This window comes from Belnapia mucosa, assembly GCF_016775475.1.
Lineage (GTDB): Bacteria > Pseudomonadota > Alphaproteobacteria > Acetobacterales > Acetobacteraceae > Belnapia > Belnapia mucosa.
The window spans coordinates 1-21,464 of record NZ_JAEUXJ010000005.1 but is presented as its reverse complement, the minus strand read 5'-3'; the positions used below and the strand labels follow the sequence as shown (position 1 = coordinate 21,464).

Here is a 21,464-nt window from a genome sequence, read left to right as displayed (position 1 = left end):
CCTAGCTGCCGATCTCGCCGCCGCCCTTGCGGGTGGTGGCGATCACCGAGGGGCGCGGCGGCATGCCCTCCTGGAAGTCGGGCCAGCGGGTGCTCGGCCGGTCATAGCTGCTGCCAGGATCCTCGCCCGGATGCTGGATGGCGAGGAAGATCGTTTCCCCATCCGGGGTGAAGCACGGGCCGCAGACCTCCGCTCCGGTCGGCGCCTGGTAGAACAGCCGGGGTAGCGCCCGACCATAGCCGCGCGTATCCGCGGCATAGAGCCCATCCGCGACCCCCGCCGCCGCCGGCGCGCCGTCGGTGGTGATCCAGAGCCGGCCATGCTTGTCGAAGGCGCAGTTGTCGGGGCAGGAGAGCCAGCCCTGGTCGCTGGTGGCGCGGTGATAGCGCGTGCCGGGATCAAGGCCCGGCTTGCCCGCCATCAGGAAGATCTCCCATGTCGCCGTCGTCGCCGCATGGTCGACGCGCCCGGTCCCGGCACCGGGCGGAATGATCTCCACCACATGCCCATGGGCGTTGGCGGCGCGGGGATTGGCCGGGTTCAGCCGCTGCGTCGTGCGGGAGATGTTGTTGGTGAGCATGGCATAGACCCGGCCCGTCGCCGGGTTGGGCTCCACGTCTTCAGGCCGATCCATCGGCGTCGCGCCCAGCAGGTCGGCGGCGCGGCGCGTCTCGATCAGCACCTCGGCCTGGGAGGCGAAGCCGTTCGCCGCGGTCAGCGGCCCCTCGCCATGCACCAGCGGCATCCATTGCAGCGTGCCATCATCTGCGAAGCGGGCGACATAGAGCGTGCCCTCATCCAGCAGGTCGCGATTGGCGGCCGGATCGTTTGGCGCAAAGGGCCGGGCGGTGACGAATTTGTAGATATATTCGAAGCGTTCGTCATCGCCCATATAGATGACGACGCGGCCATCGGCGCTGATCGCGTGGTTGCAGGCCTCGTGCTTGAAATGGCCGAGCGCGGTGCGCTTCACCGGGACGGAGTCCGGGTCGTAGGGATCGAATTCCACCACCCAGCCGAAGCGGTTCGGCTCGTTCGGTTCCTTGTCGAGGTTGAAGCGGTCTTCGTAGCGCGGCCAGGCATAGTTGGATTCGGCGATGATGCCGTAGCGCTTGTAGTGGTCCCGCTGCGCGCCGCTGGTCGCCGCGGCGCCGCCGAAATAGACGTTGAAATTCTCCTCGGCCGTCAGGACCGTGCCCCAGGGCGTATTGCCGCCCGAGCAATTGTTCAGCGTCCCCAGCACGCGCGTGCCCGTCGGGTCGGCGTTTGTCTTCAACCGCTCATGCCCCGCTGCCGGGCCGCTGATCCGCATCGGTGTCGCCGCGGTGATGCGGCGGTTCAGCCGCCCGTCGCGCACCGGCGCCCAGCGCCCGTCCTGGCGCCGGATCTCCACCACCGAGAGGCCATGCGCCGCCTGCTCCACCGCCGACTGCTCGGCGCTCGCCTTCTGCGCCGCGCTCCGGCCGGCGCCGAGCCCGGGGAAGATCAGGTTGGTGTTGGTGTATTCGTGGTTCACCACCAGCAGCCCGTGATCGCTGCTCGCCGAGCCGCGGGGCAGGGGGAAGAAGTCGAGATAGTCGTTGTTGTAGCCGAATTGCTGCGCCTGGGCGGCGGCGGTCTGCGCCGCCGGGTCGAAGGGTGGGGCATCGGCCAGCACCGGATCGCCCCAGCGGATCACGACCTGGCTCTCATAGCCCTCGGCCACCGCATCGCGCTGGCCCAGCCGGTGCGACAGTTCGCGGAAGCCGAGGCTGGACGGCCCCTCTGCCTCGGCCAGCGCCGGCCCGGCTGCGGCCAGCGCGGCGGCGGCACCCGCGCCTACCAGCATCCCGCGGCGGGAGAAACGCCGCTCGGCGATCCCGGCCAGGGTCTCGCGCCTGGTTGGATTGCTGCCGATATCCTCGATCTCGAGCGGCTCGGCATCGTCCAGCGGCGGCATGGTAGTCTCGTCCCTTGCTGTCAGGCCGCCCAGCTAGCCCCGGCGAGGGACAACGGCGTGACGTCTTGATGAACCTTCTGCGTCGGTCCCGCTATTCCGCCGCCAGCGCCTCTCCGGGCGGATCATAGGCGCGGATCGGCGGCAGGTTGCCCTCGAATCGCTCCACCTCCACCACCGTCAGCTGCCCGGTGCAGCCCTGGGCGAGGCGGGAGGTGCCGACATCCCGCGTCAGCACATTTGGATTGCCATGGACGCAGGGCGAGCCATCCTCCGCCGGGTCCTCCGGGTCGTACCAGGCCCCGGTCGGCAGCTGGACGACACCCGGCATCACATCCCCGCTCACCGCGGCGGTGGCGAGGCAGGCGCCGCGGGCATTGCGCAGCCGCACCACATCGCCATCGGCGATGCCGCGCGGGGTGGCATCGGCGGGGTTGATCCGCATCACCTCCCGCCCACGGCGCTTCATGCCGGCGCTGTGGCCGCCATAGTCGAATTGGCTGTGCAGCCGCGTCGCCGGCTGGTTCGCCACCAGCCGCAGCGGCGCGTCGCCGGTCGGCACCTCCTCCGGCGGCAGCCAGGCCGGATGGCCGGGGCAATCCGGGTAGCCGAAGCCGGCGATGGTGGCGGAGGCGATCTCGATCCGCCCGCTCGGCGTCGGCAGCGGATGCGCTTCCGGGTCGGTGCGGAAGTCGCGCAGGATGCCGCCGTCATCCTCGGCCTGGGGCAGGGTGAGGCTGCCGGCGGCCCAGAATTCCTCAAAGCTCGGCGCCGGCAGGCCGCGCTCCTCCAGCCCCCGCCGCGTCGGCTCATACAAATGGCGGAGCCAGTCCCGCGCGCTGCGGCCCTCGGTGAATTCGGCGGCGCGGCCGAGTCGTTCGGCCAGCGCCGAGAAGATGGCGTAGTCGTCCCGCGCCTCGGCGAAGGGCTCGGCCACCTGGTGCATCGCCACCATCAGGGGGTCGGTGGCCGTCGCGCCGATATCCTCGCGCTCCAGCGTCATGGTGCAGGGCAGGACGATATCGGCATGGCGCGCGGTCGCGGTCCAGCCGATCTCATGCACCACCAGCGTTTCCACCGCGGCGAAGGCGCGGCGCAGGCGGTTGAGGTCCTGGTGGTGGTGGAAGGGATTGCCGCCGGCCCAATAGACCAGCCGGATATCGGGATAGGCCAGGCGCTGGCCGTTATAGTCGAAGGCACCGCCCGGGTTCAGCAGCATGTCGGCGATGCGGGCCACGGGGATGAAGGCGCCGACGCCGTTCCGCCCCTGCGGCAGGGCGGCGGCCGAGACCGCATTCTGCCGCCGGCCATAATGGCCGAGCGCGCCCAGCGCATAATTGTAGCCGCCACCAGGCAGGCCGATCTGCCCCAGCATCGCCGCCAGCACGCAGGCCATCCAGATCGGCTGCTCGCCATGTTCGGCGCGCTGGAGGGAATGGGCGACCGTGACCAGCACCCGCCGCCCCGGCAGCCGCCGGGCCAGCTCGCGAATCTGATCCGCCGGCAGGCCGCAGATCGGGGCGGCCCAGTCGGGGGTCTTCGGCTGGCCATCGGCCCGGCCGAGCAGATAAGCCTCGAATGTGTCCCAGCCGGTGCAGTAGCGGTCGATGAAGGCGCGGTCGTGCAGCCCCTCCGTCACCAGCACATGCGCCAGTGCCAGCATCAGGGCGGTATCCGTCCCCGGCACTACCGGCAGCCATTCCGCCCCGGCTTCCTCCGGCAAATCATCCCGCAGCGGGGCGATCAGGAGGAATTCGCAGCCCCGTGCCCGGGCCGCCGCCATGGCACCGCGTTCGATATGCCTGCTGACGCCGCCGCTCGCCACCATGCTGTTCTTCAGCGCCATGCCGCCGAAGGCCAGCACCAGCTCGCTATGCGCCGCCACCTGGTCCCAGGTGACGTTGCGGCGTGCCACCGCCTCGAAGGGGCCGAGGAAATGCGGCAGGATCACCGCCGAGGCGCCGGCGCTGTAGCTGTTGACCGACCGCACATAGCCGCCGAGCGCGGTGTTGAGGAAGCGGTGCACCTGGCTCTGCGCATGGTGGAAGCGCCCCGCGCTGGACCAGCCATAGGAGCCGCCGAAGATGGCGCCCGGCCCATGCTCCCCTTGCACCCGCCGCAGCTCCCCGGCCAGCAGCTCCAGCGCCCTGTCCCAGGAGACGGGGACGAATTCATCCCGGCCGCGCCGCGGATCGGGGCCGGGGCCGCGTTCCAGCCAGCCGCGGCGGATCATCGGCCGGGCGATGCGGGCGCGGTGCCGCAGCGCTTCGGGAAAGTTCTGCAGCAGCGGGTTGGGGTCCGGGTCGCCCGGATGCGGCTCCACCACCAGCCGCCCGTCGCGGAAGCCGGCGGAGAAGGCGCCCCAATGCGCGCTGTGCGGAAGCAGCCCCGTATCCTGCGCCATCACCTGTCCTCCCGGCCGGCCTCGATCCTGCGCAGCCCGGCCGCCGCAGGCAAGCCCGGCCCAGGGGCAATAGGCCAGGGAACAGGCCAGGGGACAGGCCGCGGGAAGGCATATCTTGTTCCCCGGTCCCGTCCGGTTACACTCAGGCCGACGAAACAAAGCCCTGGGCAAGGCGGCTGCCAGATGGCGACACCCCGGATCCTGCTGGTCGAGGACGAGGCCTTCCAGCGCCAGCTCGTCACCGACTACCTGGCGCAGCATGGGCTGCGGCCGACGGCGCTTGCCTCGGGCGCCGATCTCAAGCGGCTGGCCGAGCAGCAGATGCCCGACCTCGCCATCCTTGATGTCCAGCTCGGCGAGGCGGAGGACGGCTTCGCCCTGGCGCGCTGGCTGCGCGGCCGCTCCGCCCGGATCGGCATCCTGATGCTGACCTCGGCCGGCGACATGGTGGACCGGGTGGTGGGGCTGGAATCCGGCGCCGACGACTATGTCACCAAGCCCTTCGAGCCGCGGGAGCTGCTGGCCCGGGTCCGGGCGCTGCTGCGCCGCACTGCCGGCGCCTCCGCCCCGCCGCCGGCCAAGGTCTCCCAGGTGCGGGTCGGCATCTGCATGCTGGATCTGGACCGGCGGCTGCTGGTCCGGCCGGACGGGTCGGAGGAGGCGCTGACCGCCAGTGAGTTCGACCTGCTGAAGCTCTTCGTCAGCCACCCCAACCGGCCGCTGACGCGGGACTGGCTGCTGGAGAGCAGTTCCCACCGCGAGGCGGAAGCCTTCGACCGCGCCATCGACAACCGCATCCTGCGCCTGCGCCGCAAGCTGGAGGCCGACCCGGCCAAGCCGGAGGCGATCCGCAGCGTGCGGGGCGTGGGCTATATGTTCGTGCCTGCGAAGGACTGACGCCTACCGCCCCGCCAGCAGCGGCCGCAGCACGTCGATGACGCCGCCGAGCGCGATCTGCGTCCCGACACAGAGCATCAGGAAGGCCGCCAGCCGCGAGACGACCCGCGCCCGCGCCTCGCCGAGCAGCCCGGTCAGCCGGTCCGCCGAGGAATAGGCCAGCCAGACCGTGGCCGCGACTGCCAGGGCCGCGGCCGAGACCCCGGCGAAGAAGGGCAGGATGGTGCCGATCCCGCCCGGCGGCCGGTTGGCGCCAAGGGCGATGGCGACCGAGATGGTCCCCGGTCCGGTGGTGAAGGGCATGGTCAGCGGGAAGAAGGCGGCATCCGCCTGGAGCGGCGCGTCGCCCGCCTGTTCCTGCTTCCGCGCCTCGATCGTCTCCGGCGCCATCAGCAGGCTCCAGGCCCGGGTGGCGACGACCAGCCCGCCGGCGATCCGCAGCGCCGCCAGCGTCACGCCGAAGAATTCCAGCACATAGGCACCGAGCCAGAGCGCCCCCAGCATCATCGCCGCGGCATAGACGCCGATCCGGCGGGCGAGCAGCACCCGTTCGTCATGCGTGCGGTCTGCGGTGACCTGGCTGAAGACCAGCGCGGCGCCGATCGGGTTGACGATGGAAAACAGGGCCGAGAAGGCCAGCACGAAGCTCTGGGCCGCGCTGCTCCAGTCGGGCATGTCAGGCAGGGCTCCGCATCCCCCGCAGGATGCCTGTCCCACGCCGCCCCGTCGATGCCTACCGGCCGACGCCCGTCGCCTGCCGCGCCGCCCGCAGCGTATCGGCCAGCAGGGCCGGGATGCCGGCCGCCGCCTGCTGCGCCGCCGCCGCATCGCCATCCTTGGCCAGGCTTTCGACCCGCGCCGCCTGCTCGGCCAGCAGCCGGGCGCCGATCATGTGGGAGGCGCCCTTCAGCCGATGCGCCGTGCCGGCGATGCGCTTCGCCTCCGCTGCCTCGGCCAGCGCCGCGACCTCCTTCGAGGCATTGGCGGCGAAGCTGTCGAGGATGCCACCCAGCCGCTGCGCATCGGCGCCGAACAGCCCGCGCAGCGCCTCCGGATCGAACAGCGCGCCGCTGACCGAATCCGCCCCCGGCACGGCCGGCGCCAGTTCCGGCAGCCAGCGGCCGAGGGTGCGGGCCAGGGCATCGAGGGAGACGGGCTTCGAGAGGAAGCCATCCATCCCGGCGGCAAAGCAGCGCGCATCCTCGCCCTTCAGCGCATCCGCCGTCACGGCGATCAGGCCGCTGCGCGGCAGGCCGCCCGCCGCCTCCGCCTCGCGGATGGATCGCGCCAGGCCGAAGCCGTCGAGTTCCGGCATGTGCAGGTCGAGCAGCACGATGCCATGCCGCCTCTCCCGCCAGAGCGCCAGCGCCTCCGCCCCGTCGGCCGCGACATCGGCCGAGAGGCCGAGCACCTCGAGCTGGCGCAGCAGCACCTCCCGGTTCACCGGATGGTCATCGGTCAGCAACAGCCGCGGCAATCCATCGAGCGCCGGCGCCGGCGCCGCGGGCTGGGCAAGACTGATCGGGGCGAGGCAGGCATCCTCGCTGGAGGCGTCGAGGCGGAGCGTCACGGTGAAGCGGCTGCCGCGGCCGGGGATGCTCTCCACCGCCACATCACCGCCCATGAGCTGCGCCAGCCGCCGCACGATGGACAGGCCAAGCCCGGTGCCGCCGAAGCGCCGGGTGGTGGAGCTGTCGGCCTGGGCGAAGGGCTGGAACAGGCGCGAGCGCGTGCCCTCATCCATGCCGATGCCGCTATCCTCGACGGCAAGGATGACCTGCACCGCGCCGTCGGGCAGCGGGCTGCTATCGGCCATCACCCGGACGAAGCCGCGTTCGGTGAATTTCACCGCATTGCCGAGCAGGTTGAACAGGATCTGCCGCACCCGCGTCGGGTCGCCCGCGACCCAGTCGGGCCCCGGGCCGGGCGGGTCGGTGAACAGGGCGAGGCCCTTGGCGCGGGCCTGCGGCATCAGCGTCTCGACCGCGCCCTCGACCAGGCCGCGCAGGCTGAAGGGGAGCGATTCCACTTCCATCCGCCCGGCATCGATCTTCGAGAAATCGAGGATGTCGTCGATGATGCGCAGCAGGGATTGCGCGCTCTCGCGCATCACCGCGAGGTTGCGTGCCTGGTCGACCGAAAGACCGGAGCGTTCCAGGATCTCCATCATGCCGAGCACGCCGTTCATCGGGGTGCGGATCTCGTGGCTCATGGCGGCGAGGAAGGTGGCCTTGGCGCGGGCCGCCGCCTCGGCCGCGTCGCGCGCCGCCTCGGCCTCGGCCTTCGCGGCCAGCGCCGATTGCTCGCTGAGCTTCACCTCGGTCATGTCGCGGCAGATGGCCAGGACCTGCCCGTTGGGCAGGGTGCGGAACTGGTTCTCCACCCATTTGCCGTGCGGCATCAGGCGGAGCGGCAGCGGGCCCTGGGCCGATTTCGCCGTGTTCCAGCGTTCCTCCACCACCTCGTCCTCGGGGCGGTCATAGCCGAACTCGCCGCGCCGGTAGCGCCAGCGCTGCACCGCCTGATGCGAGGAGCCCGGGACCATCAGCTCCTCCGGCAGGCCGAACAGCGCGGCCGCCTTGCCATTGGTCTCGACGATGGCGCCATCGGGGTCGAGCAGCACCACGGCATCCTGCATCCCTTCCAGCACGCGGCGGAGCAGGCTGCGCTCGGCCTCCAGCGCCTCCTCCTGATCCTTGAGGCGGGTGATGTCGCGGTAGAAGGCCAGCAGCCCACCATCCGCGAGCGGCAGCATGTTGAACTCGATCCAATAGCCGCCGGCGGTCTTGCGGACATAGCGATTGCCGCCCGGCTTCCGCATGTCGCGGACGCGGTCCTCGACCTGCGCCTCCAGCGCCTCCGGTGTCGCGGGCGGCGGGCCGAAATCGCCGCGCTGGATCTGGAACCGCAGGATGTCGCGCCCATCCGCGCCGGGATAGGCGACATCCTCCGGGAAGCGGTGGAATTCCATCAGCTTGCGGTTGGCGATGCGCCAGCGGAAATCCCGGTCGAACAGCATCACGCCGTCGCTGAGATTGTCGATGACGCTGCGCAGCGTCGCCCGCTCCGCCTCCAGCGCCAGGGCGCTCTCGCGCATCTGGGTGATGTCGCGGGCGACGATGAAGAGCTTGCCATCCGGCTGCGGGTGGTAGTGCAGCTCGATCCAGCGGCCGCTGGCGATGCGGCGGACCATCCGCTTCTGGCCGGGCGAGGTGAGCGCCAGCCAATGCGCGGCGACCTCCGCATCCTCGGGCAGGTCCGAGCCGAAATCGCCGCGCCGGATCATATGGCGCAGCCCGTCCTGGAAGCGGGCGCCGGGGCGGGTGAGCTCGGGCGGCAGGTCGAGCAGCTCGCTCTCACGCCCGTTGGTCTCGAGCAGCGTGCCGTCGGCATCGAACAGCATCACCGCATCGGTGAGGTTGGCGAGCAGCCGGCGGGCCTGGGCGCGCTCCGCCTCCAGCGTTGCCTGGGTTTCCTTCAGCGCGGTCACGTCGCGGACGATGACCAGCAGATGGCCATCCTCGCGCGAGCGGAAATTATACTCGGCCCAGACGCCGTTCGGCATGCGGGAGGCGAAGGTGAGATCGCCGGCGGCCAGGATCGCGGCCCGGCGGGTGGCGATGAACTCCTCCTCCGGCATGTCGAAGCCGTAATCGCCGCGCCGGTACATGTGGCGCAGGATGTCCTGATGCGTGCCGCCCGGCTTCACCATCTCCGGCGGCAGGTCGAGCAGCCGGCCGGAGCGGTCGGAATTCTCCAGGATCACACCGTTCGGGTCCATCAGCACGATGGAATCGGTGACGTGGCGAAGCAGGTGGCTGGTGCGGATGCGCGCCTCGGCGAGGCTTTCCTCCGCCTCCCGCTGACGGGTCACGTCGCGCCAGATGCCGAGGCGGCGGCCATCCGGCAGCGGCTCCACCGTCACTTCCATCCGGCGGCCATCCGGCGTGGTCCAGCGGGCGATGCCGCCTTCGGGCCGCTCAAAAGGCGCCATGGCGGCACCGAGCGCGGCGCCGGCGGAGGGGATCAGCAGCGTCGCAAGGCCGAGCCCGGCCAGCTCCCGCTCGCCGAGGCCGAGGATGGTGCCGAGCCGGGGATTGGCGAGCCGCAGGACCAGGCCGGTATCGAGCACGCCGATGCCCGCGGTCATCTGCCGCAGCAGGGCGGGCAGCAGCGCCGCGGCGTCGGCCGGGTCGATCGCGTGCGGCGCTAGATCCAGGTCAGGCATGATGGGCATGTGACGCCGGGCCCGTCTCAGGGCGATCCTGATGTCCCAGAAGAATTGTCGCGTCTGTCGCGCATTTCCCTAATTTCAGACGGCGTGCCGGCGGAGGAGACGTCCCGAGCGCGCTTCAGTGGCGCCGGTCCCCGCGGCATAGGCGGTCTGGCCATTCACCCAGACCTCCGCGATCCCGGCCGCTGGCTGGCGCGGCTCGGCGAAGGTGGCGCGGTCGGCCACCGTCGCGGGGTCAAAAAGGACGAGATCGGCATGCGCGCCGGGGGCCAGCACGCCGCGATCCGGCAGGCCGAAGACGGCGGCCGGGCGGCCGGTCATCTTGTGGATCGCCGCCTCCAGCCCGAACAGTCCGAGATCCCGGCTGTAATGCCCGAGCACGCGCGGGAAGGTGCCCCAGAGCCGCGGATGCGGGTGCTTGGCCAGCGGCCCGCCATCGCTGCCGATCATTGCCATGGGATGGGCCATGATCCGCTGCACATCCTCCTCCGCCATGTTGTGGAAGATGCCGCTGCCCGGCAGCAGCCGCGACACCGCTTCCTCCAGCGAGATGCCCCATTCCGCCGCGACCTCGGCCAGCATCCGCCCGGCCATTTCCGGATGGGGGAGGGAGGTGGCGATCCGGACCGGCACATCCGGCCGCGGCTTGCGGGCGGCAAGCGAAGTGGAGGCGGCGGCATAGGGGTAGACATCGAATGCGACCGGCTGCCGCCGCGACCCGGCCTCGATCGCCGCCAGCGTCTCGCGCGAGCGGCCGTGATTCTCCGGCATGGCGCATTTGTGGTGGCTGATGACCACCGGCACCCCGGCTGCGGCGCCGATCGAGAGCGTTTCCTCGATGCTGTCCAGCACCCCCTCCGCTTCGTTCCGCATATGCGTGACATAGAGGCCGCGATGGGCCCGCAGCGCCTCGGCCACCGCGACCACCTCATCGGTCGGGGCGTGCTTGCTGGGGGCGTAGAAGAGGCCGGTCGAGAGGCCGGCCGCGCCCTCGGCCAGTGCCTCCTCCAGCTTGCGGCGCATGGCCTCCGCCTCGCGGTCCGTCGCCGGCCGGTCGAGGTCCCGGCCCATGGCGCCGAGACGGAGCGACATATGGCCGATCAGCGCCAGGGTGTTCACCGCGGCCGGCTCCTGCCGCAACCGCTCGGCATAGGCGCCGAAACTGTCGAAGATCCACCATTCCGGGGCGCAGACCTGGTCGAGCGGCGCCGGCGGGCGCTCGGCCATCGGCACCGGCGAGAGGCTGATGCCGCAATTCCCGACCACCACCGTGGTGACGCCCTGGGAGGTCTTGCAGACCATGCAGTGCGGCCCGCAAAGCACCGCCTGGTCGTCATGGGTATGGGCATCGATGAAGCCCGGGGCGAGGGCGCGGCCCTCGGCCATCACCTCGCGGTCCGCGCTGGCGGCGGAGAGGTCGCCGATGGCCGTGATCCGGTCCCCGGTGACGCCGAGGTCGCCGCGGCGGCGTGGGGCGCCGGTGCCGTCGATCAGTGTAGCGTCGCGGATGATGAGGTCGCAGCGGAGGGCCATGGATCATTCTCCCGATGCGCCGAGCTTGGCGCGCGGCCCGGGGGCTGCCAAGCTGCCGTGATGCTGCGCCCGACCCGCCGCGCCCTGCTTGCCGCACCCCTTGCGGCCCCCGCCCTGGCGGCGGCCCAGGGCCAGCGCGTGCTGCGCTTCGTGCCCCAGGCCGATCTCGCCATCCTCGACCCGATCGTCACCACGGCGACGGTGACGATGCTGCATGGCTATGCCGTCTTCGACACGCTCTACGGCACCGATGCCGGCTATGGCGTGCAGCCGCAGATGGTCGAAGGGCATCGCATCGAGGAGGAGGGCCGCCGCTGGACCCTGACCCTGCGCGAGGGCCTCCTCTTCCATGACGGCGAGCCGGTGCGGGGGCGGGACTGCGTCGCCTCCATCCGCCGCTGGGCGGCGCGCGACGTCTTCGGCACCGAGCTGCTGGCGGCAACGGACGAGCTCTCGGCGCCCGACGACCGCACCATCCTCTTCCGCCTGAAGCACCCCTTTCCGCTGCTGCCGCGGGCGCTGGGCAAGGTCACGACCTCCATGCCGGCGATCATGCCGGAGCGCCTCGCTCTGGCCGACCCGGCGCGCGGCCTGACCGAGATGATCGGCAGCGGCCCCTGGCGCTTCCTGGCCGAGGAGCGGCTGGCCGGCGCGCGCCTCGCCTATGCAAGGTTCGAGGGCTACCGCCCGCGCGAGGGCCAGCCGAGCCGCACCGCAGGCCCGAAGCAGGTCCATTTCGACCGGATGGAATGGCACATCCTGCCTGACCCGGCGACGGCCGGCGCCGCCCTGCAACGCGGCGAGGTGGATTGGCTGGAATATGCCGGCGCCGATCTGGTGCCGCTGCTGCGCCGGAACCGGGAGCTGACGGTCACCGCCGTCGATGACCGCAATGCCAGCGTGCTGCGCTTCAATCACCTGCAGCCGCCCTTCGACAATCCCGCCATCCGCCGTGCCGTGCTGCCGGTGATCTCCCAGACGGATTGCATGCTCGCCGCCTATGGCGAGGATCGCGCCACCTGGCGGGACGATATCGGCACCTTCCTCACGGGCACGCCGATGGCGAGCGAGGTGGGCCTAGCCCCGTTGCGCGGCCCGCGCGACCCGACCGCGGCCCGGCGCGCCCTGGATGCGGCCGGCTATCGCGGCGAGCCGGTCGCGGTGCTGCAGCCGAACGACTTCGCCCAGTTGAAGGCCCTGGCCGAGGTGGTGGCGGATGGGCTGCGCCAGGCCGGCATGGCGGTGCAGCTGGTGGCCGCCGATTGGGGCAGCATCGTCCAGCGCCGCGCCAGCAAGGCGCCGGTGGCGCAGGGCGGCTGGAGCGTGTTTGTGAGCGGCGTCGCCGGGGCGGGGGTGCTCGATCCCGTGTCGCATCTGGCCTTGCGGTCGAACGGCGCCGGCGCCTGGTTCGGCTGGCCGGACAGTCCGCGGATCGAGCAGCTTCGCCGCGACTGGATGGCCGCGACGGAGCTAGCCGCGCAGCAGGCTATCGCCCGCGAGATTCAGCTCCAGGCGATGCAGGACCTGCCCTATGTGCCGCTCGGCGAGTATTCCCGGGTCACGGCGCATCGCCGCACCATCCTCGATATCCCTACCGGCCATTGCGTCTTCTGGGGCGTACGGAGAGCCTGAATGAGCCTGCAGCCGCGCGACCGGGCCGCCTATTCCGCCATCGTCGACCGCCCGCCGCTGCGCCTGCCGGGCGATGCGCGCATCGTGGTCTGGAGCATCGTGAACCTGGAGGTCTGGGATATCGCCAAGCCCATGGCCCGCCAGGTGCTGCCGGCGCCGACCGGCCAGGTGCTGCTGCCCGATGTGCCGAACTGGTCCTGGCACGAATACGGCATGCGCGTCGGCGTCTGGCGCTTCTTCAAGCTCTATGAGCGGCTGGGCATCGCCCCGACTCTCTCGATCAATGCCCGGGTCTGCCAGGACTATGAACGGGTGGCGCGGCAGGCGCATGAGGCCGGCTGGGAGTTCATGGGCCATTCCTGGGAACAAGGGCCGATCCATAAGGAGGCCGATCAGCGCGCCATGATCCATCGTTCGATGGATGCGCTGGAGCGCTTCACCGGCACGCGCCCCGTTGGTTGGCTCGGCCCCGGCCTGACCCAGACGCTGGAGACGCCGGAGCTGCTGGCCGAGGCCGGCGTGAGATACATCGGCGACTGGGTCTATGACGATGAGCCGACCACCATACACACGGAGAAGGGGCCGCTCGTCACGCTGCCCTATACGGTGGAGCTGAACGACATCCCGATGATGCTCGTGCAGCATCACGAGAGCGACTACCTGCTGCGGCGCGCCATCGACCAGTTCGACCGGCTGTATGAGGAAGGAGCGGAACGGGCGAAGATCATGTCCATCGCCATCCACCCCTATATCTCCGGCCAGCCGCACCGGATCAAATACCTCGAGCGCTTCTACGAGCATGTGGCGAAGCATAGCGGCGTGCTGCACTGGAACGGGGTGCAGCTGCTGGACTGGTACAAAGGCCAGTCTCAGTAGGCCATCCAGCCGCCATCGACCATCAGGTTCTCCCCGGTGACATACATCGCGTCGTCCGAGGCGAGGAACAGTGCCGCCCCCGCCACATCCTCCGGCCGCCCGAGCCGCGGCCAGGGCGTGCGGGCATGGGAATAGGCGATCATCGCCGGGTCGATGGCACGGCCCGTCTTGCCCGTCAGGATCTTCCCCGGCGCCACCGCATTGCAGACGATGCCCTGCGCCGCATAATCCACCGCGACCTGCCGCGTGAGATAGGCGACGCCCGCCTTGGAGGTCCCATAGGCGATGTCGCCCGGCGAGGCGACCATCCCATGCTGCGAGGAGATGTTGACGATCCGCCCGCGCACCTCGCCGCGCGGCGCCTGCTGGACCATCTGCCGCACCGCGGCACGGCTCATCAGGAAGCAGCCGGTGAGGTTCACCGCCAGCACGCGGTCCCACTCCTCCCGCGAGCAATCGAGCAGCGGCTTGCCGAGGGTGATCGCCGCATCGTTCACCAGCACGTCGAGCCGCCCGTGCCGCGCCACCACCCGGGCGACGGCCGCCTCGCACTCCGCCTCCACCGACACATCCATTTGGATATGCTCGATGCCGAGCCATTCATGCGTCGGCTGGCCGCCCTCCCGCACCACGGTCGTCACATCGGCGATGACGACGATGGCGCCCTCTGCCACGAAGCGCGCCGCGATGGCGCGGCCGATGCCCGATGCCCCGCCGGTGACGAGCGCCACGCGATCCTTCAGCCTCATCGCCCCGCTCCGCTCGTTGCCAGCATGCGCCGTTCCAGCCGCGCCACCGCATGGGCGAAGGGCCAGAGCAGCAGGAAATAGAGCACCGCGGCCGCCATCAGCGGCGTCGGGTTGTAGGTCTGCTCCTGCGCCACGCGGGCGCTCCGCAGCAGTTCCGGCAGCGCCACCATGGCGGCGATGGAGGTGGCCTTCACCAGCTCCAGGCTGTTCGAGGCGAGCGGCGCGATCACCGCCCGCAAGGCCTGGGGCAGCACCACCAGCAGCATGGCCCGGAGCGGCGAGAGGCCGAGCGCCGCCGCCGCCTCCCGCTGCCCATGCGGGATGCTGGCGAGGCCGGCGCGGAAGATCTCGCCGTAATAGCCGGAATTGTTCAGCACCAGCGCCAGCACCACCGCGGCGAAGGCCGGCAGCGTCAGGCCGAGGAAGGGCAGGCCGTAATAGATCAGCACCAGCAGCACCAGCACCGGGAAGGCGCGGAACAGGTCGATCCAGCAGAGCAGCCCGATCCGCACCGCGCGGCCGCCGAGCGCGCAGCCCAGCCCGACCAGCAGCCCCGCCAGCATGCCGAGCGGCAGCGCCACCAGCGCCAGCTTCGCCGTCAGCCAGAGCCCCTGCGCCAGCAGCGGCCAGACCTTCACCAGGCTGTCCCAATCGGCAAAGTTGTCGATCAGGTCCTGCAGCATCACCGCGGCACCACGCGGCGCGATTCCAGCCAGCGGCTGGCGATGACCAGCGGCAAGAACAGCACGAGGTAAAGTGCGGCGGCCAGCGTCAGCGGCGAGGGATTGGCCGCGATCGCCATCGCGCTCTGCGCCCGCCCCAGCACCTCGGAGAGCGAGACGGCCGTCCCCAGCGCCGTCCCCTTGGTGATGGCGATGGCGCGGTTGGTCAGCAGCGGGATCGCCAGCCGCACCGCCTCCGGCAGGATCACCAGGAAGAAGGCGCCGCGGAAGCGGAAGCCCATCGCATAGGCCGCATCCCATTGCCCGCGCGGCAGAGCCTGGATGGCACTGCGAAAAATCTCGGCGGCGAAGGCCGAGAGGACCGCCCCCAGCGCCCCGACCGTCGCCCAGAAAGGCGAGAGGGTGATGCCGGCATAGGGCAGGCCGAAATAGAGCACGATGATGACCGCGAGCTGCGGCAGGGTGCGGAAGACCTCGATCCACACCACGATCGCCTGGCGCAGCACCGGCACCCGCGCCGCCAGCGCCACCGCCATCATCAGGCCGAGCCCGATGCCGAGCGCGACCGTGGCGATGGCCGCCGCCAGCGTCACCCAGAGCCCCGCCGCGATGGCGGGACCATAGGTGCCGAGGATCTCGAGATTGAGGTAGTATTCGGCGAGGCGGTCCATGCCGCCGCTAGCTGCAGCGCGGCGTGTGCGGCGTATCCTCAAAGCCCGGCAGGCCGGGCGGACCATAGCCGGGGAAGACCTGGGTCATGGAGGAGCCGGCATCGGGCGGCGCGCCGTACCATTTCTCATGCAGCTTCGCCAGCGTGCCGTCGCCCTTCATGCATTCCAGCACCTCCTCCACCCGGTTGCGGTACTCGCGGCTCTCGGGGCGGAAGGCGATGCCGAAATTGCGGCCGGTATAGTCCTTGAAGGCAACGGTGATCTGCCGGTTCTGGCTGGCGGCATAGACGGTGGTCGGAATCTCGTTGATGGCGGCGAAGGCGCGGCGCGTCAGCACCGCCTGCACGCTGTCGGGGAAGGTGTCGTAGCGCTGCACTTCGAAGCCGTATTTCTCCGCATTCGCCGTCGCCCAGGTATCGCTGATGGTGCCGCGGTTGACCGCGATGGCCCGGCCCTTCAGCGCCTCCAGCCCCGCCATGGTGTCGCTGCGCCGGGTGATGAAGCCGTTGCCGGTGGCGAAGAAGGGCTCGGTATAGAGCATCCGCTGCGCCCGCTCCTCGGTGATGTTGAGCGGGTTGGCGGTGAACTCGAAGCGCTTGGCAAACAGCGCGGCGAAGAGGCCGGAGAAATTCACGTCCACGATCTCGACCCCCGGCCGCCCGAGGCGCTTGGCGATCTCCGTCATGAGGTCGACGCCGAAGCCCTCGGGCCCGCCGGCCCCGCGCACCATCCAGGGCGCCACGCCGAAATCGGAGCCGACGATGAGGGGACGGTTCTGCGGATGGTCGGCCTCCTGCGCCGGAGCGGCGAAGGCCAGGGCGAGCAGCGGGGCGGCCAGCAGCAGGCGTCTCAGCACGTGAACTCTCCATCAGCCGGGAAGGCGGCAGCCTTCCGGCCTCGGAGCATTCCGTCAAGCCATGCTCAAGTCAGGATATCCGCCGGCGCTTCCCGCCGCAGCCGCTCGCCGAGGGCGCGGCCGAGCCGCGCCGCGTCGGCGGCCGGGCCCTCCGCGGTGTGACGCAGCAGGTAGCTGCCATCCGCCCGCGCCACCAGCCCGGTCAGCCGCACCACCCCATCCGTCCCGAGCCGCGCATGCGCCCCGATCGGCGTCCGGCAGGAGCCGTCCAGCGCACCCAGCAGCGCCCGCTCCGCCGTCGCCACCACCCGCGCCTCGCGGTCCTCAATGGCGGAGAGCAGCTCATGCAGCTCGGTGTCGCGGGCGCGGACGGTGACGCCGACGATGCCCTGACCGGCCGCCGGCACCACCGTTTCGGGGTCGAGCACGATCCCCGCCTCGCGCTCCAGCCCCATCCGCTTCAGCCCGGCGATGGCGAGGAAGGAGGCGGCGAAATCGCCGTTCCGCACCCGGCCCAGCCGGGTCTGGATATTGCCGCGGATGATCTCGCAGCGCAGATCGGGCCGGAGATGCAGCAGCTGCGACTGCCGCCGGACCGAGGCGGTGCCGACCAGCGCCCCATGCGGGATGCAGGCCAGCGGGTCGCGCCGGTCGGGCGCGCCGCAGACCGGGCCGAGCACGATGGCGTCGCGCGGGTCCTCCCGCCGCAGCAGGCAGGCCAGCACGATCCCCGGCGGAAGCTCCGTCTCCAGATCCTTCAGGCTGTGGACCGCGAAATCCACCTGCCCGTCCAGCAGCGCCTCATGGATCTCCTTGGCAAAGAGGCCCTTGCCGCCGATATCGGCGAGCCGTCGGTCCTGCACCCGGTCGCCCTCGGTGCTGATGACATGCTCGTCGAAAGCCTTGGCGTCACGCAGCACCGGGCAGAAGCGGCTGACGATTGAGAGGAAGTGCCGCGTCTGCCAGAGCGCCAGCGGCGAGCCGCGGGTGCCGACCCGCAGCGGCAGCGTCTGGCCGCGGCCATGCCGCGAGGCGGCGGGGGTGTCGAGGGAGCGCACCGGGCGCATCGCGGTCTTGTCCTTTCAGGCCCGGATGCGGCCGGGGCAGGGCAGGCGCCAGCGGGCCGCCTGCGCGAATGGAGTTGGCGGGTCTCATCCACCTCCAGCGGCTGGAATGCCAGGGTTTTTTGCGGCCTCCCCAGCGGCGGGCCGCTATTCCGCCCGGATGCCGGCCTGCTGCACTACGGCGGTCCAGCGTGCGCGCTCGGCTGCGACGAAAGAGGCGAAGGCCGCTGCATCGCCCGGGCCGGGCTCGAAGCCCTGCTGGGCGAAAGAATTCCGAACCGCGGGGCTGTCCAGCGCCTCCCGCACCAAGCCGGCGAAGCGCGTCAGGATCGGGGTCGGCAGGCCGGTGGGGGCGAAGAATCCCTGCCAGCCGGAGACCACGAAATCCGCCACCCCGGCTTCGGCGGCCGTCGGCACTTCCGGCGCTTGGCTGCTGCGCGAGGCGCCGGCGATGGCCAGGATGCGGACCTGCCCCGCCTCGGCAGGGCCGCGCAGGACGGACAGGGCCTCCATCGCCAGTTGGATGCGGCCCGCCGCCATCTCCTGCACCGCCTGGGCGCCGGAGCGGAAGGGCACATGCGTCAGCTCGATGCCGGTCCGCGCCCGCAGCAGCTCGACCGCCACATGGGTCATCTGGCCGACGCCGGAGGAGCCGTAATTCATCGCCCCCGGCTGCGCCCGCGCCAGGGCGAGGAATTCCGCCAGGGTGGTGCAGGGCAGGGCGGCGGAGCAGCCGATGCAGAAAGGGATGTTCACCGCATGCGCCACCGGCAGGAGCTCCCGCGCCGGGTCCAGCGCGGCGATGCGCGGCTGCAGCAGCGGCGTCAGCACCACTTGGCCGATATTGGCATAGGCGAAGGTGGCGCCATCGGGCGCCGCATGCGCCGCCTGCTGGAGGGCCAGCATGCCGGCGGCGCCGGAGCGATTCTCGATCACCAGCGGCTGGCCAAGCCGGGGCTGGAGCGCGCCGGCCAGGAGCCGGGCGATGACATCGGCGGTGCCGCCGGGGGCGAAGCCGACCAGCAGGCGGACCGGGCGGTCCGGCCAGGCGGGCTGGGCCAGGGCCGGGGCTGCCAGCGGCAGCAGGCCAGCGAGGGTGCGGCGGCCAATCCGGCCCGAAGTCGCGGTCATTGTCCCACCCCTTCCAAGCCGAGCCGGGCATAGGCCTCGGGCGGCGCCTCCTGCTCGGCCATCAGCCGGCGCATCAGCCCGGCCAGCCGCACCGCCTCGGCCGGTGCGTCGAGTGGCGTGGCCTGGCCCGGATCGGAATCGAGGTCGTAGAGCGCCGTGCGTGCATCCAGCAGCGGGTAGCGGTGGATCATGTTCGCCGCGGCATCGGGCACCAGGGGCAGCTTCAGGACCGGCATCCCCTTGGTGAAGCCGAAAGGTCCGGCCAGCTCGGCCCGGGCCAGCTCCTGCGGCTCGAAGAATGTGCGCATATGGACCGGCATCAGCGTGTAGTGGTGCAGCTGCACCTCCGCCCCTTCGGCCTCGGGGTAGCGAAGATAGGCGAAGCGGCCGTCGCAGCAATTCACCGCGCCGCCGAATTGGCCGTAGATCACACCTTCCCGCACCGGCTCGTCACGGGCCAGCACCGGCAGGAGGGACCGGCCTCGCACCTCGGGCGGCACCGGCGCGCCGAAGATATCGAGGATGGTCGGCATCAGGTCGGTGGTCTGGGTCAGCGCCCCCCGCCGCGTGCCGGCCGCCGAGGCGAAATCCGGGTGGTGCAGGAAGAGCGGGATATGCGCCACCTCCTCGAAGAAGGGCGGCCGGTTCTTGCCCCAGTATTCATGCTCGCCGAGCAACAGCCCATGATCGGTCGAGACGATCAACGCCGTATCGCCCCAGGCCCCCGTCGCATCCATCCAGTCGAGCAGCCGGCCGAGATACTCGTCGCACATGGCCAGCAGCGCGAGGTAGTTGGCGCGCAGCTCCGCCTCCTCCTCCGGCGCATAGCCGGGCTGGCCATAGCGCGGCCAGTCCAGCACCGGCCCGCGGTAATTGGTCGGCAGGCCGTCGCGGAAGCGGGCGGCGGCGAAGAAAGGCTCGTGCGGGTCGAAGCATTCCAATTGGAGCAGCCAGTTATCGGCGCCGCGATTGGTCTCGAGGAATTCCAGCGCGGCGGCGGTGCAGAGGGCGAGGGGGAATTGCGCCTCCTCCCGCATCTGCTCGCGGGAGACATAGTAGGGCAGGTTGGCGTTGGGGTCGGTGCGGCCGTCGAACTGGGTCGGGTGGTAGGTGCCGCGCCAGCGCTCCATTGGCGGCGCCACCAGGCCCTTCCACTTGTCCTTCTCCTGGCCGCGGAAGAACTCCCAGGAGGAGTAGCGGCCATGGAAGCCGACGCCGCCATCCTCGAAATAGTGGTAATGGTCGGTGACGAGGTGGCTATAGGTGCCGCTGGCGGCGCGCAGCACCTCGGGGAAGGCGTTGTCGAAGGGCTCGAGCGGGCCCCAGGCGCGGTGCAGGAAGTTCAGGCGGCCGGTCATCAGGTCGCGCCGCGCGGGCATGCAGGGCAGGCTGCCGACATAATGGCGGTCGAATGTCGCGGAGCACGCCGCCAATCGGTCGAAATTCGGCGTCGGCAACAGCCTTCCGCCATAGGCGCCGAGGGCGTGGCGGTTCAGGCTGTCGAACAGGACGAAGATGAGGCGCATCCGCCGATCCTCGCCTCCCATCCGGTCGTTGCCAAGGGGCGGCGCTGGCTGCCTCAGCCGCGGCGATAGGTGGCGAGGATGGCTTCGCCGCCCGGTCCGACCCGGCTTACCCAATCCGCAATGACCGGCACCGAGGCCTGGGCCAGCGCCGCGCGCAGGGCAGGGGAGGTGGCGATGGTCACGCCATTCGCCTGCATCCGGGCGGTGTTCTCCGCCAGCCGCGTTGCCATGGCCGCGAATTGCCGGGATTCGGTCTCCTCGCCGGCCTGACGGACGGCGGCTTGCGCTGCCTCCGGCAGCGCGGCGAGCGCAACCTTGCTGCAGAAGGCGAGGCTGAGCGGCGAGGCGTAGTCGAGCACGGTGAAGTGCGGCAGCAGCTCCCACAGCCGCGCCCCGGCGCCACCATCGCCGGAGGACAGCACTGCATCTAGCTCGCCAGCCCGCAGCCGCGGCAGGGCGTCGGCGAAGGAGATCTGGACCGCCTGGGCGCCAGCGGCACGGAGCACCGCGGTGCTGGCGGCGTCATAGGTCCGCACCCGGAGGCCCTGGAGCGCTTCCGGCCCCGGCAATGCCTGACGGGACCAGAGGCCGCTCGCCGGCCAGGGCGTGGCATAAAGAAGGTCGAGACCGCGGGCCGCGAGCGCCGCCGCATAAGCCGGCCGCGCCGCCGCCAGCAACCGGCGTGTATCCTCGGTCGAGGCCGTGAGGAAGGGCAGGGCGGAGAGCTCGTAGATCGGCGACTCGCCGGCCAGGGCGCCGGTGAAGGCATCGGCCGCTTCCAGCCGGCCCTCGGCGACGGCGCGCGGCATGGCGGCGGAGCGGAGGCCGTCCGGTGCATTGAAGCCTGGCCGTACCGTCAGCGCATCGCCGGCGCGTCGTGCGACGGCGGCGGCGAAGGCGGTGAGCCCCTCGCCAGGTATGGCGCGCTCCGGGTATTCGGTGGCCATGCGCCAGATGGTTTCGGCCCGCGCCGGGCGTGGCCGCCAGCCAGCCGCGCCAATCATGGAAAAGGTGGTGGTGACCAGCAGGGAGCGGCGGGCGGGCATGTCCTGGCTTTCCGGGCCGTGCGGGCAAGCGCTGCCATCCGGCCCAAAGGGCGGCGCCACCTGCATGGGTGCCGCCTGAAGAGCTTGGATGCAAGCAGCATGGAAACAAAAAAAGCCGCCGGCCCTGGATGGGCTGGCGGCTTTCGACTGACGGGTTTCACTGTTGGATCCGGCTGGGTGGCCCGGCGGCGACCGACTTTCCCGCAGCTTGAGCTGCAGTATCATG

16 protein-coding genes are annotated in these 21,464 nt (G+C 71.0%); 3 read left to right on the top strand and 13 right to left on the bottom strand.

The genetic code is table 11. From position 1 onward, the window contains the following. Position 1 precedes the first annotated feature (1 nt). Positions 2 to 1,939 (bottom strand): PhoX family protein, encoded by a 1,938-nt coding sequence (locus JMJ55_RS13560; protein WP_202826105.1) that lies wholly within the window; start codon positions 1,937 to 1,939, stop codon positions 2 to 4. A gap of 91 nt (positions 1,940 to 2,030) precedes the next feature. Next, on the bottom strand, positions 2,031 to 4,340 hold the full coding sequence (locus JMJ55_RS13555; protein ID WP_202826104.1) for a molybdopterin guanine dinucleotide-containing S/N-oxide reductase: 2,310 nt from the start codon (positions 4,338 to 4,340) through the stop codon (positions 2,031 to 2,033). 183 nt (positions 4,341 to 4,523) lie between these two features. On the opposite strand from JMJ55_RS13555, the gene JMJ55_RS13550 reads away from it, so the two are divergent. Further along, a complete protein-coding gene (locus tag JMJ55_RS13550; protein WP_202826103.1) occupies positions 4,524 to 5,237 on the top strand; it encodes a response regulator in 714 nt (237 codons plus the stop codon). A gap of 3 nt (positions 5,238 to 5,240) precedes the next feature. Here JMJ55_RS13550 and JMJ55_RS13545 read toward each other — a convergent pair whose 3' ends face one another. The 3 genes from JMJ55_RS13545 to JMJ55_RS13535 form a co-directional block, all read right to left on the bottom strand. Beyond that, a complete protein-coding gene (locus JMJ55_RS13545) occupies positions 5,241 to 5,912 on the bottom strand; it encodes a MarC family protein (RefSeq protein ID WP_202826102.1) in 672 nt (223 codons plus the stop codon). 58 nt (positions 5,913 to 5,970) lie between these two features. Continuing rightward, positions 5,971 to 9,465 (bottom strand): PAS-domain containing protein, encoded by a 3,495-nt coding sequence (locus tag JMJ55_RS13540; RefSeq protein ID WP_202826101.1) that lies wholly within the window; start codon positions 9,463 to 9,465, stop codon positions 5,971 to 5,973. A gap of 84 nt (positions 9,466 to 9,549) precedes the next feature. Continuing rightward, positions 9,550 to 11,004, bottom strand: coding sequence for an N-acyl-D-amino-acid deacylase family protein (locus tag JMJ55_RS13535; RefSeq protein ID WP_202826100.1), 1,455 nt, complete (start codon positions 11,002 to 11,004; stop codon positions 9,550 to 9,552). Positions 11,005 to 11,064: 60 nt separating this feature from the next. On the opposite strand from JMJ55_RS13535, the gene JMJ55_RS13530 reads away from it, so the two are divergent. After that, entirely contained in the window at positions 11,065 to 12,636 is a 1,572-nt protein-coding gene (locus JMJ55_RS13530; protein WP_202826099.1) for an ABC transporter substrate-binding protein, read from the top strand. Next, the gene (locus tag JMJ55_RS13525) at positions 12,637 to 13,512 is read left to right on the top strand and encodes a polysaccharide deacetylase family protein (RefSeq protein ID WP_202826098.1); all 876 of its coding nucleotides are present in this window, start codon (positions 12,637 to 12,639) and stop codon (positions 13,510 to 13,512) included. It begins immediately after the preceding gene. Here JMJ55_RS13525 and JMJ55_RS13520 read toward each other — a convergent pair. The 8 genes from JMJ55_RS13520 to dctP form a co-directional block, all read right to left on the bottom strand. Beyond that, a complete protein-coding gene (locus tag JMJ55_RS13520) occupies positions 13,506 to 14,261 on the bottom strand; it encodes an SDR family NAD(P)-dependent oxidoreductase (protein ID WP_202826097.1) in 756 nt (251 codons plus the stop codon). The genes JMJ55_RS13525 and JMJ55_RS13520 overlap by 7 nt on opposite strands. Further along, a complete protein-coding gene (locus JMJ55_RS13515) occupies positions 14,258 to 14,944 on the bottom strand; it encodes an amino acid ABC transporter permease (protein WP_202826096.1) in 687 nt (228 codons plus the stop codon). Before JMJ55_RS13515 ends, JMJ55_RS13520 begins: the two co-directional genes overlap by 4 nt. Continuing rightward, positions 14,944 to 15,615, bottom strand: coding sequence for an amino acid ABC transporter permease (locus JMJ55_RS13510; RefSeq protein WP_202826095.1), 672 nt, complete (start codon positions 15,613 to 15,615; stop codon positions 14,944 to 14,946). The genes JMJ55_RS13515 and JMJ55_RS13510 overlap by 1 nt, the downstream gene beginning before the upstream one ends. Before the next feature lie 7 nt (positions 15,616 to 15,622). Next, complete coding sequence (locus JMJ55_RS13505; RefSeq protein WP_202826094.1) at positions 15,623 to 16,471, bottom strand: ABC transporter substrate-binding protein; 849 nt, start codon at positions 16,469 to 16,471, stop codon at positions 15,623 to 15,625. A 65-nt stretch (positions 16,472 to 16,536) separates the two neighbouring features. Further along, positions 16,537 to 17,538, bottom strand: a complete 1,002-nt coding sequence (hemC, locus tag JMJ55_RS13500) for a hydroxymethylbilane synthase (protein WP_202826093.1) — start codon at positions 17,536 to 17,538, stop codon at positions 16,537 to 16,539. Between the two features lie 144 nt (positions 17,539 to 17,682). Next, positions 17,683 to 18,666, bottom strand: coding sequence for a Bug family tripartite tricarboxylate transporter substrate binding protein (locus JMJ55_RS13495; RefSeq protein ID WP_202826092.1), 984 nt, complete (start codon positions 18,664 to 18,666; stop codon positions 17,683 to 17,685). Next, complete coding sequence (locus JMJ55_RS13490; protein ID WP_202826091.1) at positions 18,663 to 20,192, bottom strand: sulfatase; 1,530 nt, start codon at positions 20,190 to 20,192, stop codon at positions 18,663 to 18,665. Before JMJ55_RS13490 ends, JMJ55_RS13495 begins: the two co-directional genes overlap by 4 nt. Before the next feature lie 53 nt (positions 20,193 to 20,245). Then, a complete protein-coding gene (gene dctP, locus JMJ55_RS13485) occupies positions 20,246 to 21,238 on the bottom strand; it encodes a TRAP transporter substrate-binding protein DctP (protein WP_202826090.1) in 993 nt (330 codons plus the stop codon). Positions 21,239 to 21,464: the final 226 nt, after the last annotated feature.